This is a genomic window from Novipirellula aureliae (assembly GCF_007860185.1).
Lineage (GTDB): Bacteria > Planctomycetota > Planctomycetia > Pirellulales > Pirellulaceae > Novipirellula_A > Novipirellula_A aureliae.
On record NZ_SJPY01000001.1, the window covers coordinates 1,315,971 to 1,334,379 of the forward strand.

At 54.4% G+C, this 18,409-nt stretch carries 13 protein-coding genes; 10 read left to right on the top strand and 3 right to left on the bottom strand.

Translation table 11 applies throughout. The features are described 5' to 3' along the window. The first annotated feature begins 32 nt into the window (after positions 1–32). The 5 genes from Q31b_RS05025 (at position 33) to Q31b_RS05045 (ending at position 7,363) form a co-directional block, all read left to right on the top strand. A complete protein-coding gene (locus tag Q31b_RS05025; RefSeq protein ID WP_197170935.1) occupies positions 33–1,148 on the top strand; it encodes a DUF1254 domain-containing protein in 1,116 nt (371 codons plus the stop codon). 58 nt (positions 1,149–1,206) lie between these two features. Further along, complete coding sequence (locus Q31b_RS05030; RefSeq protein WP_197170937.1) at positions 1,207–2,673, top strand: DUF1254 domain-containing protein; 1,467 nt, start codon at positions 1,207–1,209, stop codon at positions 2,671–2,673. Positions 2,674–2,764: 91 nt separating this feature from the next. Next, positions 2,765–3,808 (top strand): DUF1214 domain-containing protein, encoded by a 1,044-nt coding sequence (locus tag Q31b_RS05035; protein ID WP_197170939.1) that lies wholly within the window; start codon positions 2,765–2,767, stop codon positions 3,806–3,808. 326 nt (positions 3,809–4,134) lie between these two features. Further along, positions 4,135–5,643, top strand: coding sequence for a DUF1254 domain-containing protein (locus Q31b_RS05040; RefSeq protein ID WP_146598498.1), 1,509 nt, complete (start codon positions 4,135–4,137; stop codon positions 5,641–5,643). Between the two features lie 103 nt (positions 5,644–5,746). Beyond that, on the top strand, positions 5,747–7,363 hold the full coding sequence (locus tag Q31b_RS05045) for a DUF1254 domain-containing protein (RefSeq protein WP_197170941.1): 1,617 nt from the start codon (positions 5,747–5,749) through the stop codon (positions 7,361–7,363). A 276-nt stretch (positions 7,364–7,639) separates the two neighbouring features. Here the strand turns inward: Q31b_RS05045 and Q31b_RS05050 are convergent, their stop codons facing one another. Beyond that, positions 7,640–8,005 (bottom strand): hypothetical protein, encoded by a 366-nt coding sequence (locus Q31b_RS05050; protein ID WP_146598499.1) that lies wholly within the window; start codon positions 8,003–8,005, stop codon positions 7,640–7,642. A gap of 465 nt (positions 8,006–8,470) precedes the next feature. Between Q31b_RS05050 and Q31b_RS05055 the strand changes: the two genes are divergently transcribed. The 5 genes from Q31b_RS05055 (at position 8,471) to Q31b_RS05075 (ending at position 15,104) form a co-directional block, all read left to right on the top strand. Then, positions 8,471–9,808 (top strand): APC family permease, encoded by a 1,338-nt coding sequence (locus Q31b_RS05055; RefSeq protein WP_197170943.1) that lies wholly within the window; start codon positions 8,471–8,473, stop codon positions 9,806–9,808. 255 nt (positions 9,809–10,063) lie between these two features. Next, complete coding sequence (locus tag Q31b_RS05060) at positions 10,064–10,276, top strand: hypothetical protein (protein WP_146598500.1); 213 nt, start codon at positions 10,064–10,066, stop codon at positions 10,274–10,276. Positions 10,277–10,343: 67 nt separating this feature from the next. Continuing rightward, complete coding sequence (locus Q31b_RS05065; protein WP_146598501.1) at positions 10,344–12,020, top strand: YiiX/YebB-like N1pC/P60 family cysteine hydrolase; 1,677 nt, start codon at positions 10,344–10,346, stop codon at positions 12,018–12,020. 285 nt (positions 12,021–12,305) lie between these two features. Then, complete coding sequence (locus tag Q31b_RS05070; RefSeq protein ID WP_146598502.1) at positions 12,306–14,276, top strand: esterase/lipase family protein; 1,971 nt, start codon at positions 12,306–12,308, stop codon at positions 14,274–14,276. 261 nt (positions 14,277–14,537) lie between these two features. After that, entirely contained in the window at positions 14,538–15,104 is a 567-nt protein-coding gene (locus tag Q31b_RS05075) for a hemerythrin domain-containing protein (RefSeq protein ID WP_146598503.1), read from the top strand. A gap of 22 nt (positions 15,105–15,126) precedes the next feature. Here Q31b_RS05075 and Q31b_RS05080 read toward each other — a convergent pair whose 3' ends face one another. Together Q31b_RS05080 and hmpA are read right to left on the bottom strand one after the other, a co-directional pair. Beyond that, complete coding sequence (locus Q31b_RS05080) at positions 15,127–16,989, bottom strand: chloride channel protein (RefSeq protein WP_146598504.1); 1,863 nt, start codon at positions 16,987–16,989, stop codon at positions 15,127–15,129. Between the two features lie 84 nt (positions 16,990–17,073). Further along, on the bottom strand, positions 17,074–18,315 hold the full coding sequence (gene hmpA / locus Q31b_RS05085) for an NO-inducible flavohemoprotein (protein ID WP_146598505.1): 1,242 nt from the start codon (positions 18,313–18,315) through the stop codon (positions 17,074–17,076). Positions 18,316–18,409: the final 94 nt, after the last annotated feature.

Sequence of the window (18,409 nt, forward strand, 5' to 3'; positions counted from 1 at the left end):
CGAAAATCCTCGCTACCGAACCCATTCCAATCATGAAATCAAAACATCACCCCGCCAACCTGGCTCTGGTCCTTAGCCTTGCGGCCGCGACCATCGTTCACGCGGAAACTCCGCCAAAGATAAAGATGACGACACCGATCCCAGAGTCGATCACGACGCCCGCCAAGATCGAAAGCCGGATCGGCACCCTCGAGTTTCCGCAGGGCTATGCGACTGACAACACGGCCGAGACGCTCTATGAGTATCTGGAATTCATGCATGGCGTGGAAGCTTTCCTCTACGCCTTGCCGGGTGCATCGGTTCACGCGTTTGGCAGAGGTATCAAGAGCGAGGGCGGAGACAACCAGACGGTTTTGATCTTCGAGCAACTTCTGGATTCCAGGTCACTGTTTCTCACCGCCAACACCGAGAGCATCTACAACGCGATGTGGCTGGACTTGAAGGACGGCCCGCTGGTGATCGAGTCGCCCCCCGATATCCTGGGCATCGTCAACGACCACTGGTTCCGCTACGTCGGTGACATCGGAAACGCCGGGCCGGACAAGGGCAAGGGCAAGGGCAAGGGCGGGAAGTATCTGCTGCTGCCACCCGGCTACAAGGGCGAGGTGCCCGAGGGCTACTTCGTGTTCCGATCCCCCACGTTCCAGAACCTGTATTTCTGGCGCGGATTCATCAAGGACGGCAGCACCGCGACTGCGGTCGAGAACGCCAAGAGGTTCGCCAAGGTCCACCCACTGGCCGCCGCCAAGAACCCGCCGCCGATGAAGTTTATCGATGTTTCCGGCAAGGCTTTTTGGTCCTTCGTCGCGTATGACACCCCGTCCCGCTCGATGCTGCAGACGGACCAGCAGTTCCCGAGCATAGGTAGCAAAAACAAAGACATCGTCATCAATGCCGATGGCACGGTGATGTCTGGTTCGGCCCAACAGCCCCCAAGGGGCATGAAAACAATTCGGTCCAGACCGTTCCCGGCAGGGGTTGGAGTGTGCTGCTGCGTCTGTATGGACCCAAGAAAAGCTGGTTCGACAAGACCTGGAAGCCGGGTGAGTTCGAACTCGTGGAATAGACTACCTAAACTTTTGACCCCGAACCTTCACAAGAAGCACTCGCACCCAACGGCAAAAATGAGTCAAATAAAGAATACCTAAAGAACATCTACTCTGACACACACCTACTCTGATACACTTTGAAAAGACGGTCAAGATCATGAAAACCACCAGAGCTCGATTCATTCAGATGGCTCTCGCGGGCCTCATCACCAGCACGGCTTTTATGGGCTGTGAGAAAAAAGCAGCCAACACCGATACGGCCACCGGCGAAAAACCCGACAAAGAAGTAGTCCTCCCCGCGCTCACCACCGAGGAAGCCCGCGCGATCGCCAAGGAAGCCGCCATCTACGGCTTCCCGGTGATCGATAACTACCGCATCAACTACGATTACTATTTCAAGCCGGGCACCCCCGAATACAAAGGACCACCAAACACACTCATTAACGTCCCGCGTGTTTACACCCCGGCTGACACCGCAGTGCAGACTCCCAATTCGGACACGCCCTATTCCTGGATGGGTGCGGATCTCCGCGCTGAGCCAATCGTGCTGACCGTTCCCGAAATCCCCAAGGACCGGTATTTCAGTATCCAGTTCGTCGACGCCTATACCTACAATTTTGCCTATGCGGGCAGCCGCGCCACGGGCAACGGCGGAGGCAATTTCCTGCTCGCCGGGCCGAACTGGAAAGGCGAGAAGCCGCCTGGTATCACCGAGGTGATCCAGTCTGACACCGAGTTGAATACGGTCATTTACCGGACTCAACTTTTCGATCCGGCGGACATCGACAACGTGAAAAAGATCCAGTCGGAATACAAGGTGCAGCCATTGAGCCAATTCCTCGGCAAGCCCGCCCCCGCCGCCGCACCAAAGATCGACTACATGGTGCCCTGCACTCCCGAGGAGGAGAAGAAATCACTGAAACAGTTCGAGGTCTTGAATTTCGTCCTGCAATTCTGCCCGACCGTCCCGTCCGAGGTCGAGCTGATGGAGCGTTTCGCCAAGCTCGGCATCGGGGCAGGCAAAACCTTCGATGCTGCCACGTTCTCGCCGGAGGTGCAAAAAGCGATCGAGGAAGGTATTGGCGATGCATGGATTGAATTTGACGGACTGGTCAAACAATTCGATGAAGGTAAGGTCACATCCGGCGATGTCTTCGGCACCCGGAAGTATTTGAAGGGAAACTACCTCTATCGCCTAGCTGGTGCCGCTCTCGGCATCTACGGCAATTCGAAAGAGGAAGCGATGTATCCGGTCCTACGGATCGATGCGGAAGGCAAGCCGCTGACGGGAGCCAACAACTACACCCTCCATTTCCCCAATGGCCAACTCCCGCCCGTCCACGCATTCTGGTCGGCCACCATGTATGAGCTTCCCCAGAGCCTGCTCGTCGCCAATCCGATCGACCGCTACCTCATCAACTCGCCGATGCTTCCCGAACTCAAGAAGGATGCCGATAGTGGCCTCACCCTCTACATCCAGAACGAATCTCCTGGTAAGGAACTGGAATCCAACTGGTTACCAGCACCCAAAGGGTCGTTTGCTGTCTACATGCGACTCTACTGGCCGAAAGAGGCCGCTATCGATGGCTCATGGAAAGCGCCGAAACTTGAAAAAGTGAAGTAATCCCACTTCGATTCTGAACCACTTGGGTCGGACCAGTCGCTCCGGCCCGCCTAATTTGCAACCAACCACAATGAGAAATTCAATCAATCCAATGACCATGAAACGAAACGTCATCACCTTAACACTCACCGCCGTACTCAGCATCACGAGCGTCTACGCACAAACCCATTCAACCGGAGGATCCAAGACGCCTATCGTTGTCAATGTCGACAATTTTAACAAAGCTCAAACGGACCTTGAGTTTGAAGGAATTCTGAAGTTGTCGGGGATCAATCAAGTCCATAGCAATCGGACGCCCACCCCGATCGACAAGCAAAATGTCATTCGCATGAACCGGGACACGCTATACAGTATCGGCGTGATCAACATTTCCAAAGGCGCGACGGTCACCCTTCCCGATAGTGGCAAGCGATACATGTCATTGATGGTCATCAACAATGACGGGTATGTGAATGAAGTCTATTACGGTGCCGGATCGCATGAATTGACGATGGAGAAATTTGAAACACCCTACGTCGGTATCGTCATTCGGACCCTTGCCAACCCGGAAGATCCCGCCGATTTGGCGATCGCTCACAAACTGCAGGACCAAATTCAGATTGAGGCGGGATCCGACGAACCCTTTGTTTTGCCGAACTATGACAAAGCCAGCTATAAAGCGACACTTGATGCGATCCTTGAATTGGCCAAGGGACTGAAACGCTACACCCAGACTTTCGGCTCCAAAGCCGACGTCAATCCAGTTCACTTCATGATCGGCACTGCATCCGCCTGGGGCGGCCTGCCGGACAAGGACGCTCAGTATATCAATGTCCAACCGAATCTTCCGGTCGGCGAATACGAGATCACAGTCAAGGACGTCCCGGTCAAGGGCTTTTGGTCCATCAGCCTCTACAACGAAGAGGGATACTTCCAACAAAACAAGTACAACGCCTACAGCCTCAACAGTCTGACCGCTAAACCCAATAGCGACGGTTCCTACACCATCCGTTTTGGCGGGGATCCTGATACGACCGAGAATTGTCTGCCGATCATGAAAGGTTGGAACTACGCCGTTCGAATGTATGAACCGAGCCAGGCGATCATCGACGGCACCTGGACATTCCCGGGCCCGCCGACGAAGCGAAGCAAGTGATCTACCTAATCACCAAAAGATAAAAAACGTTTCAAATTTTATTTTGGTAGCGGTTCTTTGTTCAAGATCCGCTACCAACAGGATCTTTAACAAGATCCACTTCAATTTGCGGATCTTGTTCAAGATCCGCTACCAACAGGATCTTTAACAAGATCCACTACAATTTGTGGATCTTGCTCAAGATCCGCTACCAACAGGATCTTTAACAAGATCCACTACAATTTGCGGATCTTGCTCAAGATCCGCTACCAACAGGATCTTTAACAAGATCCACTACAATTTGCGGCTTCGCCGCCTTAAGACTCGTCACCAACTAAATAAATATCATGAAATCAAAAATCATCACCCTTACCCTCCTAGGCACGCTCACCGTGGCGACAGCGCACGGACAGAGCGACCCAGCGAGGGAAGCTGCGAAAACGATGGCGGCTTCCATCCCAGACAAAGTCCAGACGGTCGCTGGCGAGCTGGAATTCTTCGATGGTGTGCCAATTGGCGACACAAACGATCTCGTCTATGACTACCTGACCCGCTCGCGGGCGCTCGGAGTCTACCTCGACAATGTCGGTGCGGTATCGATCTACAGCGTCCTTGCCGGGATGGCCGAGCAAGGTGCCGACGCACCGAACAAGATCGCCATCTGGGAACAGTTGATGGATTCCCGGACGCCGGTCATCACCTCGAATACCTCGACGATGTACGCCTACGCTCCCACGGATCTGGCAAACGATGGCCCTACCGTCATCGAGATCCCGCCGGGCATGCTCGGCTTCCTCGACGATGCCTGGCAGCGATTCGTCGGCAACATGGGTGTCACGGGACCGGACAAGGGCAAGGGCGGTAAATACCTCGTCATCCCTCCCGGCTATGAGGGCGATATCCCGGACGGCTACTTCCTGCTAAAACCGCCGACCAACCGGAACTTCCTCTTTCTGCGTGGTTCCATCAAGGATGGCCTCGAGGCAGCCGTTGAGAACTTCAAATCGGGACTGAAAGTTTATCCGTTGAAGGATGCCGCCAATCCGGCACCGACAGAACTCGTCAACATGTCCGGCCGCTCGTTCAGCACGATCTTCCCGAGTACCCTGGAATACTATGAGATATTGAACAACATCGTTCAGGCCGAACCCATCGATGCGGTCGGTCCCGAAGTGCGTGGATACATGGCCAGTATCGGTATTGTCAAAGGACAGCCCTTCAATCCTGACGAGCGGATGAAGAAGTTGCTAACCGAGGCGGCCTTGCTTGGAAATGCCGCAGGGCGTTCCATTACATACGACACACGAATCTCTGGGGTGAAGATCTATCCCGATACGAATAGCAATTGGGTGACCGCTTATGCGAACAAAAACACCTCCTTTCAAGCAGACGGCGCGATGAATCTCGATGCTCGTGTGCTCTTCTACTACAATGCGGGTGGCGTGACCCCCGCGATGGCAACACCTCACGTGGGACAAGGCTCCGATTACGCATTGGGAGTGTTGGACAACCGCGATCAGCCTTTCGATGGAGCGAAGACCTACAAGCTGCATTTGCCCCCGAACGTGCCGGTCAATGATTTCTGGGCGGTCACGATCTACGACACTCAGACCCGTTGCCAGCTCCAAACTAGCCAGCTTTTTCCCACCGTCGGCAGCCTTACCAAGGGGATGAAGAAGAATCAAGACGGTTCCTACGACGTCTACTTCGGGCCGAAAGCACCCGAGGGCAAGGAAGGCAACTGGCTTGCCACCAACCCCGGCAAAAGCTGGTTCTGCATCCTTCGCATGTACGGACCGCTCGAGCCTTGGATCGAAAAAACCTGGCGTCCCGGCGAAATTGAACCCCTGAACTAGACCCAGGATTCGACTTTGCACCACCGACCTTGGTCTTCCTCGAAGAACCAATCGCTCACTACCATTTCACACTAATTTCACCCTTCAATAGGTCAGAGAATCAATGAAAACCCGCGTATTTACCCTCACTTTCCTCACAGCCATCATGATGACGATCAACGTCTCTGGCCAAGAAGGCGGGACCATCCCCCAATCCATCCTGACACCGGACGTGGTCGAGACCGACCTCGGCAAGTTGACGTTCAAGGATGGCGCGCCGACCGAACATACCGCCAACGCGGTCGCCGACATGCTGCTCTTCACCAACGGCCTGAATGTCTATAACAACAGCTTCCGCGGGGCTTCCGCATTGGGAATCCAGAAAGGCTTCGCCAGCATCGGTGCTGGCTTCAACGAGGTTGTCATCTTTTCGGACCTGATGGACGCCGCCTCCATCTTCCTGACGGCAAACGCTGACACCGTTTACTATCTTTCCGTGGTCGACCTCAGCAAGGGTCCGATGGTGATCGAGCAGCCGCCCAAGGGCGTAGGCACCATCAACGATATGTGGTTCTCTTGGATCATCGACATCGGTTTTCCCGGTCCCGATCGCGGCGAAGGCGGCAAGTACCTGATCGTCCCACCCGGCTACGAGGGCTCGCTTCCCGACAGCGGTTTCCATGTCGCCCATTCCAAAACTAACCGAGTGCTCTATGCGTCTCGCGCCTACCTGGTCAACAATGACCCGAAGCCTGCGGTAGAGATGATCAAGCAAAACATGAAGATCTATCCGTTCACGCCGGGCGGGTACGGCACCAGTATTGCTACTGCCCTCGAGGGCGGTTTGCGACTCGGCAAGAACCCGCCAGTACCAGCGACCAAGTTCATCGAGGCCAGCGGCAAGGCTTTCAATACCGTCCCACCGAGCGACTTCGGCTTCTTTGAGATAATCAATGAGAATGTTCAGAACGAACCGGCGACCAGCTACGACGTCGAACTCGCCGGCCAACTTGCCGCTATCGGCATCGTCCACGGCAAGCCCTTCAATCCGGACGCCAAGACCAAACGCGTTCTTACCGATGCCGCCAAATTTGGCAATGCCAGCGGCCGCGTCCTCAACTGGCGCTATTCCGGCATGCACCCCGACTGGAGCTACTACGAAGGCTCGAACTGGGGCAACATGCTCTGGGAAGGTGGCTACAACTTCGAAACGCCACCGCCGATGCTCACCAAGGAAGGCATGTTCAAACCGAACCCGCCGACCGGCGCGCGCACCTTGGATTCACGCACCGCGTTCTACTTCGGCTACACGCTGGACTCTCCCGGCATGATCATGCGGTTGCCTCGCGTCGGTTCGCAGTATCTGATGTCCTTCCTGGATTCACAGGGCACGCCTTTCGATGGTGCCCAGACCTACAAGGTCACTCTGCCCAAGGGGATCCCAGCCGCCGCATTCTGGTCCTTCACTGTCTATGACAACCAGTCGCGGTCCATGCTCGCCACGCCACAGAAATATCCGCGTGCCGGCAGCCAGACCTATCCGTCGCCAGCCGCGAAAGCCAACGCTGACGGTTCCACAACGATCTACTTCAGCCCGAAACAGCCGGAAGGCGTCGAACGTGGGAATTGGATTCAAACCATGCCGAACAAGGGCTGGTTCACCATCCTCCGCCTCTACAGCCCGCTCGAGTCATTCTTCACCAAAGAATGGCAACCGACGGAGATCGAGTTGGTGAAATAGGTTTCATGGATCCGACGCGCGTGTCGTTTCACAGCAAACGGCACACGCGTTCATTGGAGAAACCAAGCATCGGGATTTATTAACCGAAGAGACCAGAGGGAACCGAGAAGACGAGCTTTCTACCTGTCCCGTTGCAGTCGCTCCGCTACCTCGGATTCCTTCTGTTCGATTTCTTTTTCCCCACGACACAACGTGTCCTTGCCACCTAGTCAAGTTTGCTTGCTCCTAGGAATGCTAATCATAGAATCACGCTCATCAGCCTGTATGGGCATCGACCTAGCGAGCGTGGTCACGGCACAGCAAGCTCTGCCATTCTCGCCCCAACCGTCTGCAGAACGACCGGGGCTGCTTAAAAACCGGGGCTGCCGATTCGCGGCGGCCGGTGGGTTGAGTGTTCCATTCGCAATTTCGCGGCGTCTTCCAGCTTGGGAACATTTCCCAGAGCGATGGTGCGGATGCCCGAAGTCCGCACTTCCAAGTCTTGGCGACAAACCCAGCCTCGTCACAAATCGCGTACAGGTGAAGCACCTCGGCACCCGATTCGCGGTTGGAAATTGAAAAAGAAGAGACAGACAATCCGATTCCAACGGCTGATTGATTCCCGGAAATCGTCGGATGAACCGCTTTGCACAGCATTGCCATGGCTCAGGGTCATGCAACCTTGAAATTCCGTCAGCGCTGGATATAACATCCGAACCAAATCAATCCCCCCTCAACAACGCAATACGCTCTCATGGACAAAAACGTACTGATACACCTTGGCGGTTTTATCGTCATATTGCTTGCGCTCAACTATTTCTTTCATCTGCATATTTCGATCATAGGCAGTTTGGTTCTGACGTTGGGACTTTCTTTTGTCAGTAGTTTGTTTCAGCGATGATTCTCGACACACATCGTGTGAACTCTGAATGAACCCCCTGAACCACAACCCTGAAACCAATCGATGAAGTGTGTTTTGGGCCAGCACGTGGAACGTCTTCGAGTTGCAAGTCTTGATCGTTGGATTGGAACGGCATTTCAACGACTGGAAGTGGATCACGCCGTCATTTGCGATCAAGAATTTTCCTCGCCTCGGCAGGCTCAAAATCAAAACCGAAAGAAGCACGCGTGACTGAAACCAATTCTGAACCGGGAAATAACGAATCGAAGCTTGGCGCACTGTCGACGCTTTCCATCGGCATCGGTGGGATGGTCGGTGGCGGCATTTTTGCCGTGACCGGACTGACGATTCAGGTCACCCGTGGTGGCGCGCCGATTGCCTTTCTGATCGCGGGAATCGTGGCGTTACTCACCAGCTACTCCTACTTAAAGTTGACGCTCCGTTTCCCGGGCGAAGGGGGCACGGTTGATTTCCTGAATCGGGGGTTCGGAAGCGGTATCGTCACAGGGTCAGCCAACATCTTGCTGGTCATGAGTTATGTCGTGCTGGTCGCCGTTTATGCCTATGCCTTTGGAAGCTATGGCGCGAGTTTTTTCCCAGAGGCTGATCGGCCGTTCTGGAGTCACGTGCTGACCAGTGGCGTGATTGTCGGTTTGGTCATTTTGAATATTCTCGCGTCGAACCTGGTGATTCGATCCGAGAATGCATTTAACGCCATCAAGATGCTGCTGTTGACTGTTTTTATCGTGGCAGGATTGCTGACGCCGATGGATTGGACTCGGCTCAGCCCTGATAACTTTGTGGCGGCACCGAGTCTGATTGCCGGTGCGATGCTGATTTTTTTGAACTACGAGGGATTCGAACTGATTGCCAACGCGTCCAAGGATGTGGCCAATCCGAAGCGGACGCTACCGATAGCCTATATCGGCGGAGTCCTAGTTGTGATCGCGATTTACATGCTGATTGTGATTGTCGTGGTCGGGCATTTGAGTTTCGGGGAAGTGGCGAAAGACAGCGACACGGCTTTGTCGGTCGCAGCGGAGGATGTGATGGGCAGAACCGGTTTTATCGCAATTGCCGTGGCCGCCTTGTTGGCAACCAGTTCAGCAATCAATGCCACATTCTTCAGTACTGGGAAACTGGCATACATCATCGCAAAGACGGGTGAATTGCCAACCGAATTGGAGCGATCTTTTCGTAGCCAACATTTTGAAGGAACTCTGATCACGGCGGCGCTGGCTCTTGTCGTGGCTAATTTGGTTCCGCTCGAAGCGATCGCCACCATGGGCAGTGCCGGATTCTTGCTGATCTTCATGATGGTCAATATTGCCAACATTCGCCTGGCACGCGAAACCAACAGCCACGCCTGGTTGTCGGGTCTAGCGGCATTGAGTACTGCCATTGCCCTGATCCTACTGTGTATCAAAGTCGACGAAAATCCCGCGACTCGCAACCACTTGTGGATCTTGGTGGGGATGATCGTCGGTTCGTTTGCGATTGAGATCGTGTATCGAAAATTCACCGGGCGACAGGTTCAATTGAACGAGGAAAAAGTCAGGACTTAGCCGCTGGGCGGCACCTCAGGCGGCGTCCAGGTAGAGGACGAAGAAAATACAGCCGATCAGTATGCTCCAAAAAGCGCCGCACCACGTCCCGCCGCAGGTACCTTGTCCATGCACCGTTCTGGGCGTATTCTTGCCCTCGAACTAGGTCACCGTTGCAACATTCAATACCACAATGGTAGATGTCATGACAAAATTCCGTTCGAGTAAAAACAGCATCAACTAAAGTCAACATTTCACAAAGGAAAACGCCTTCGCATGTCGCATTCAAAGAAACCACACGACGGTCACGACCATCAGAACGCTGAGCATGTCAGGTCGGTCAAAAGCAAAAAGATCCATCACGACTGGCGATTCTGGACCGCGATAGTGTTGATGTTGTTGGCGATGGTCGGTTATGTGTTATCTTTAGACGAGTCGGTTCGGCCCGACGGCGCGGCCGACCTTGAAGTACCGATGACGGCAGATTGATCCTCACGACGGATGTCGGCGTTTGTTCAGAATAATGTCATTGTTCGTTCAGGATAGATAGTTGCCCATGTCACGCAGAAGCGAAAAACGTTCAGGACTTGGTAAGCGGCTAGCGGTCGTCATTGCCATGGGATTGTTCTGCTATGCCATCGTTGCCTACTTGATCATCCCGTTTGGCTGGGAAAGGTACGGCGACAAGCACCCTCCATTCGATGACAACCCGAGAATCGCGCAAACGAGCGATGGGCATCCTGGCGATGCGAAGCTGACAGTAACCGAGAGTTTATTGCAGGCGGATTTGCGCGTCTTGAGGTCGAGCTCTACGCAGTTGGAACAGACCGTCGCAGAGTTCCAGACCTTGGCCAGAACCGCACCGTGGCGTGCGAACGGTTTTTTGGATGCTGCCCAACAAGATCAAATCGAAGGCTTGTTTTTTCGATTCTTAGTTTGCCGTCACGCGTTATGGAATTTGGCGAATTATCATAAGGATGACGACGTCCGTTACGCGAGCGATGAAGCGAGGGCAAAGTATACGGCAGTTGCGTTGGACGCCGGATTTTGCCTTGCTCTTGCCGATGCCTCGCTCGTCAGCGCCTTTCAAGGTGATGCTGTTGCGATCGATAAGTTGAACGAGAGGTTCTACCGATCCGAAATACCGGCACGCACCTACGATCGCTTGTTACTGGGGGTAACCAGTGAAGAACGGGTCAAGGCCTTGGACAACGCGCTGCTCCTGTACGATACCGAACGGCGGCAACAGGATTCTTCATTGACCCGAGTCTGCGAGCAGAATTCGATTTACAATGATCTGTTCAACCACACCAAGTCGACCGCTGAACAAGCAAATGAACGGATTCAGAAATTGGTCGACACGGAATCTCGGATCGCGCCTGAACTTGATAACGAACTGCGGCATACGCGAGTTGCCGAATTGCTTCGAGACGCGGAGACCGAAAGCAGTGGGCTGCTCACCACCGCCCGGGCACATCTGTTTAAGGGAATCAGTCGCATCAAAAATCCTGAAGCGCGGTTGATTAAGTTTTCAGTCGATCAGAAACGCGAAGTGTACGAACGGCTTGAACCCGGCGACATCATCCTAACCTACACGGCGGGATATATCAGCGACATTTTCATTCCTGGCGCGTTCAAGCATGCAATTACTTACGTGGGATCACCCCAAGATCGTCAGACGTCAGGCCTGTCCGCGGATCAACTGGGATGGTTACCTGAATTGGAGCGGCGAGACCTGCTTCAATCCGTTCTCCAAGAATCCCTGCCATCTGGACAGCCGACGGATGTGATCGAAGCGGTCGGTGAAGGAGTCATCTTCAACCATTTGGGCCATATCATGGATACCCATATCAATCGCATGCTTGTGCTGCGGCCGCAGATCAACCGTCAGCAAAGGAAGGAATCGCTAGCCAATGTGTTTCTATTTCTTGGGGACGAGTACGATTTCAAGTTCGACTTCGCGGATGCGTCGAAACAGGTCTGTACCGAGGTTGTTTATCGCGCCCTCGATGGGAAAGGGCCGATCGATTTTACGTTGGTTCCACGAGCGGGTCATGAAACACTGAGTGCCGACGACATCGCGAACAACTATCTCAACAGTCCCGGAGCATCGTTTGAGTTTGTCTTGTTTGCTGAAGAGACAACCGGCTCACCACAACATCTGGCCAAAATCGTTCTTGGAGATGCGGGGAAGAGCCGCTTAAAGGAACTGATGGACGAAACAAAGGATTGAGACAAAGCATTGACGGCAGCCGACAATCTTATCTGGACCATGAATGCTGCAAGACGCAAAGCCGTTGTTAAGTTGTGGATGAAATTCTAATCGTTTCGACCGTTTCAATTGGAATCTTTTAGGCAAAGGTGCGATTCGCTACCGGCGACAGACGATGACCATTGCATGAGGAGCAACCGGTACCGGGATTGACCTAGGCTCCATCATCGATCGCAGTCGCGGTTTCGTTCACACAATCGATCAGGGAGGATCGCCTAAACCCATTCCTCCAAGCACGGGTCGATCATGCATTCCCGCCGCGTCGTCCGAGCATTCCTTTTCCTGGCCCTGCTGTTGCCGGTATCGGGATGTCGCTGCGCGCGATCGGATAAACTGCAACCGCCTCCGATCGCCAAAGCGGCTTCGGCTGCCTGCTGGTACGATTGGTGGCTTCCATCAAATCGTCATTGCACGGACGGCATCGATGATTTTGAAGCCATCCGTCTGCAGGTCTCGATTAACCCAACGGCTGGCTCCGCAGCGGTTTTGGGAGAAAAAGCCTATGCCCTTGCCGAAAGCCTGCACGCCGACGGCGACGATCGCGCGATTGACTACTGGGCACGCAGTATCGCCTGGATGGACGACGCATTGAGATACCATGGCGGCGGTCGCTGCCACTCGATTGGTGGGACACATTGCGGCAGCGACGACGATCCAATGGTCAGGGCATCGCAGATCCGGCAAAGTGCGATGACTCGAATTCTCACTTGTGGCCAAGCATACGGGCGGCTGGATCCCGCCTCTCATTTGCTGATCAATGGATGGTCGCAGACATTCCGTATTCCGATCACCCATCAGGGATTCGCGTGGGATCGGAATGATTTCGATCGTGTGCTCGTTTTCAATCCCCCCCTCGGCGCGCTCGGCAATGTCTGTGGACGAGGAGTTCCGATGGTGGTGTTAACACCAGACAAATCGCGTGAGCAATCACCGAAATCGATCTGTGATTGCGTCGACGTGGACGGTCAAACCGCGACCGGATGCCATCGCTTTTTGAAATCCCGGACCCCGTTTGCCGCAACCGCACTGATCCATCTTCCGGTCTCACTATTCGAAGATTCAACTTCAAGTGACAACGAATTATGCGACGGCGCCGATGTCCCCTCCGTTACATTTGTCAATTCGCTTGCAATCGATCCAAACGAGCCAAACGATCGGTGCAATACGATTGCCCAGAGTCCGGCCATGCCGCTAATGTACGCTCGGGAAGCTAGTCAATACAATCCAATCGCTGCATTCGTAAGTGGTGACAACGGTGTCGATCGACCCGAGCTTCGCTTTCTCGAGCCCTATCAAGCTGACAAGATTCCGCTCATTTTGGTACATGGGCTGATCTCCGATCCAGCGACGTTTTTAAAAATGGCGGATGCCGTTCGGGCGGATCCGTTGCTGAGGACGCGTTACCAGATCTGGGTATTTCGATATCCGACGGGCGACGATTTTTTGGAATCGGCGGCCGTATTACGCGAGCAGCTTGCCATCGCGTTTGCTTGTCACGGCGATCGTGCCGGGGAGGGCGATCGTGTTGGAGGGGGCGATCATGCCGAAAGAAATCTCGCTCAAAACCGGGCCGTGATCGTCGGCCACAGCCTGGGCGGGTTGCTGTCGAAGCTGCAGGTTACCGATAGCGGAGACCGTTTGTGGCAATCCATCGCCGACGCGCCGCTAGAACAGTTGCGAGGTCCGCCCAATACCATCGCCAATCTCCGACGGTCGTTTTTCTGCAATGCCAACCCCAATATTGGACGAGTCATTTACATTGCTACGCCGCACCAAGGGTCTCCTTGGGCATCGCGTTGCATCGGACGATTGGCATCGTCCTTGGTGGACGCCAGGAAGAAAGAAAATCAAGATTATCGGGAAATTTTCGCAAACAACCCAGGCATATTCTCGGGTGCCTTTTCCGACGCATCGCCCACCAGCATCGACCTGTTGCGTCCGAGTAGCCGATTGCTCCAATCGCTCGCTTCAACACCATCGTCTCCGGATGTCGCAGTCAATTCAATTATCGGTGATCATTGTCGGTTGCCCCGATCCGGCCCCTCCGACGGTGTGGTTGCGGTCGACAGCGCTTATCGCAGCGAAGCGGAATCGACCACGATCGTCGACGCAACCCATACATCGATCCTGCGTTCTGCCGATGCCCAACAGGAACTACGAAGAATCCTGAGATTGCATCTGTCGATGCCGACCGTCATCGCTGAATCAAGCCGTTGACAAAAGAAGGCACGCTCTTTCCGAACACGTTAGAATACGATGAGATTTTGAACAACTTCGTCCAGGCCGATTCGACCGCAGAAGACAACCTCACCGAAGGGTTCCAAGAGGAGATCGACAAGGCCATCCCATCCTTTTGGCTTTTTCTGTTAAGCCACCTTTGTTCTACACGGTAGGTTAAATTGTAACGGTGGCTTCCAGCCGTAGTCGTTTTTCTCGCTGCGACCGGTAGCCACAGCCAGGTACTTTAGGAGACTAGATATGACCGTGCAAATCAATGCGAAACCACTTGCGGATTTCGACCGACCGATCGACATGTTGGTCGATTGCCACCGACGGATTGAGCATTTTCTTGGCGTGATTGTCCGAGTGCTCGAACGCTATGCGAGCCAACCGCTCGATTCCGAAGCTCGCCAAGCACTCGCCGCGGCGTTGCAGTATTTTAAAATCTCCGCCCCCAAACATACGGCCGATGAGGAACAATCGCTGTTCCCTCGGATGCAGTCGGTAGGCGCAATCACACCAAAGACAAACGAATTGCTTGAGCAGTTGCGACAAGACCACCAAACCGCTGACGAACTCCAGGGACGAATCGATCGAATCCTGGAGCAGTGGTTGGCTTCAGACGATTCACTGCCCGCTGATTCGCTTGCGACACTACGCGCGGATCTGGCGGAATTGAAGAACCACTATGCGGCCCACATCCATATGGAAGAAGAACAGATTTTCCCATCGGCAGCAAAGGCACTCAGCGAAAATCAGCTTCGTGAAATGGGGACCGAAATGCGTTCTCGGCGTGGACTCGGAAACGATCGTCACGGCAAATGACAAGTGAACATCTTGCCTGTCGCTAACTCTTTCGGCGGCGGAGCCTTGGCATGCAGACGGTAGGCGACTCTTTCGCTGACTCGTCCATCCGTTGACGATAGCCACCAAGCAGATCGCTGCGTGTAAGGATCCCGACCAATCGAGCAGGCTTTTCTCGCGTCACGATCGGCAGGCGTCCGACGGCGTGATTGATCATGTGGTCAGCCGCCTGACGGGCCATGCAGTCGTCATAAACAAAACGAGGCGGTTGCGTTAGTATGTCTCGCAATCGCCCCTCTGCGTCGACGGCGGAATTAAACAGATCGCGCCGTGTTACAATACCGATGAGTGTTCCGCATTCATTCACGACCGGATATCCTTGATGTCGCGATTCCACGGAATCGGCGTTGAACCAATGACGGACATCCGAGATGGTTTGCTCCGCCTTGAGCGTCACGACCTCTTTGGTGGCGATCTCGATGGCAGAGATTTGCTGCAACGGGTCGGCAACGAACTCTTGTGGCGCGCGAACACCGCGCCGTGAAATTTTTTCGGTCATGATCGAATTCTTTGTGAGCAGTGTCGCCACGATGTAGCTGGTCGCACAACCGCCCAGCAATGGCAATAGGCCATGCGTTTGATGGGTCGTTTCGAAAGCGAACACGGCGGAGGCCAACCATGCTCGTGATGCGCCGGCAAAGATAGCAGCCATTCCGACGAGGGCCGCGACGCGGACATCAATCCCTGCGAAGGGCATCCCCAAGATAGCCGCCGTGCCGACCAAATGCCCAATGCCTCCGCCGATCGTAAACATCGGCGCCAATGTCCCGCCCGATGTCCCGCTGCCTAATGCGATGGACCACGAGATAAATTTCATACTGCACAAGAACAGGATGGCCGACGTCGTCAATTCATCGGAGAGAATTGCAGAGATATTGTCATAACCCACACCTAATGTATGGGGTGCGAAGTAGCCGACGACACCAACCACGATCGCGCCGAGCGCGGGCCACCACATCCAGTGAATCGGTAATCGCTCGAAGCCGTCTTCGATCGCGTAGACGGCCCAGCTGACAACCGCTGCGACAATGCCCATCGCACAGCCTAGCAGCAGATAGAATATCAATGCAGCCAGCGTTGCAGGTGCGATGTCGGTCATGGGAAACGCCGGTTCACCGCCCTCCATCATGATTCGCATTCCTGCTGCCGCTGTCGTGCCGATTGCCACAGGGATCATTGATCGCGGTCGAAATTCAAACAGCAATAGCTCGATCGCCAACAAGACTGCGGAAACGGGACTGCCAAAGGTCGCGGCCATTCCCGATGCAGCCCCGACGGCCAGAAGCGTTTTACGTTCGGTCGGAGCGGTGTGAAGAAATTGGCCGAGCAACGACCCCAAAGCGCCCCCCGTAGCGATAATCGGACCTTCGGCACCAAAAGGACCGCCCGTGCCGATTGAAATCGCTGACGACAGTGGTTTGAGTAGCGTTACGCGGGCGGGAATACGGCTGCGGTTGGTCAGTACTTGCTCCATCGCTTCCGGGATGCCGTGGCCGCGAATCGCTTTAGAACCATAGCGAGCCATAAAGCCGATCACGATCGCACCCATGATGGGAACGAAAACGACGTACCATCCCAATTGATTGTCCGCAGGGCTGACGTCGCCCAATGACCATCGGCCGTAGAAAGCGACGTTGGTAATCAGAGCAATTAGTTTCATCAGCGCGACGGCGATCAACGCCGCGGTCACGCCAATCATCAAGGCCAAGCCAGACAACCAAACGACTCGGCGGTCAACCAACATTGGTTCAACTGGCGCAGCATCCGCTAGGCTCTCCAATGCCGGAGAGATCGGCATTGGGTCGGGCGCCGGCACATTTGATGTCACTTCATCTGGCTGGGTCATTCAAGTTCCTGTTGAAATCGCGTGGCCTAGGCTTCCAGCCTGGGTTGGGTTGAAATCCCCGGCTAGAAGCCACAACCACATAAGCTACACCGGACATTCTGTCGCCGCGATGTCCTGTTTTGGACCGAAGAACTCATAGCGGACTCGCGTCTCATCCACTCCGAGTTCTTGCAAGCAAGCGTGGACATTCTGCATAAACAACTTCGGGCCACAGAAGTAGAAGTCCGCTTCCGTGTAGGGCGTCCATTGATGAAGTAGTTCCGTCGTTACGTACCCGACTCCATCACACTTGCTTTCCTCAACGTCCCCGGCGAGTGGTGCGTCATACAAAACTTTGGTATGCATGTTTGGTCCGATCGATGCCAAGGTGCTGACTTCATCGGCGAATGCATGCACGGCACTGTTTCGCGCCGCTTGTAGGAAATAGAGTGATGCCTCAGGGTTTGCATGAATGATCGACTTGGCCATCGACAACAGAGGCGTGACCCCGATACCACCAGCTAGGAACACGATCGGACGTTCGCCCGCTTCGTCAGGGTCCACCGTAAACTCTCCGCATGGCGGACCGACGCTCAATCGATGGCCCGGTTCAATGTGATCATGTAAATGACTCGACACCAGTCCATCGGGCGCGTCCAATGCGAGCCGCGATTCACGCTTAACACTGATGCGGAAATGCTGCACTCCAGGACGCTCGGACAAACTGTAGTTCCGAGGTGATGTAGGTGTCGTCGGATGGTCAATGTGGACCGTGATGTATTGACCAGGACGGAATGGAGGCAACGGCCCATTGTCTTCGGGACGCAGATAGAATGACACCACCTCGTCGCTCTCGGCGACTTTGCGATCGACACGGAAAGAACGAACACCGTTCCATCCTCCAAGTGCAGACTCTTGTTCCTCATAGATTGCCTGCTCGCGACCAATGAAAATATCTGCCAAAAACTGATAAGCCTCCGCCACCGCTTCGATAATCTCGTCCGTCGCCGCGTCACCCATCACGTCCTCAATCGCGGCCACCAAGTGCTTGCCCACGATTGGGTAGTGCTCCGGCTTGATTCCTAAAGAGCAATGCTTTTGGGCGATCAATTCAACCGCTGGCATTAATACGGCGGGATTGTCGATATGGATAAAGTAAGCACAGATCGCACCGGCCAATGCACTTTGCTGGCCGCCAGTGTGCTGGTGCGATTGGTTAAAGAACGCTTTGACTTCGGGGTTCCCCTCGAACATCAGCGTATAAAACCGCGTCGTGATCGTTTCCGCGTTCGCGGCTACCAACGGCGTGATTTCTTTGACGATTCGTATTGTTTTGTCGCTCAGCATGTCGTTTCTATCCTGTATTTTGGCTGCCAAGGTCGGCAGAATTTCGTTCGGTTGGGAAGGTGAGAAAACCAGACTCACTCGAGCCCGGCTACCA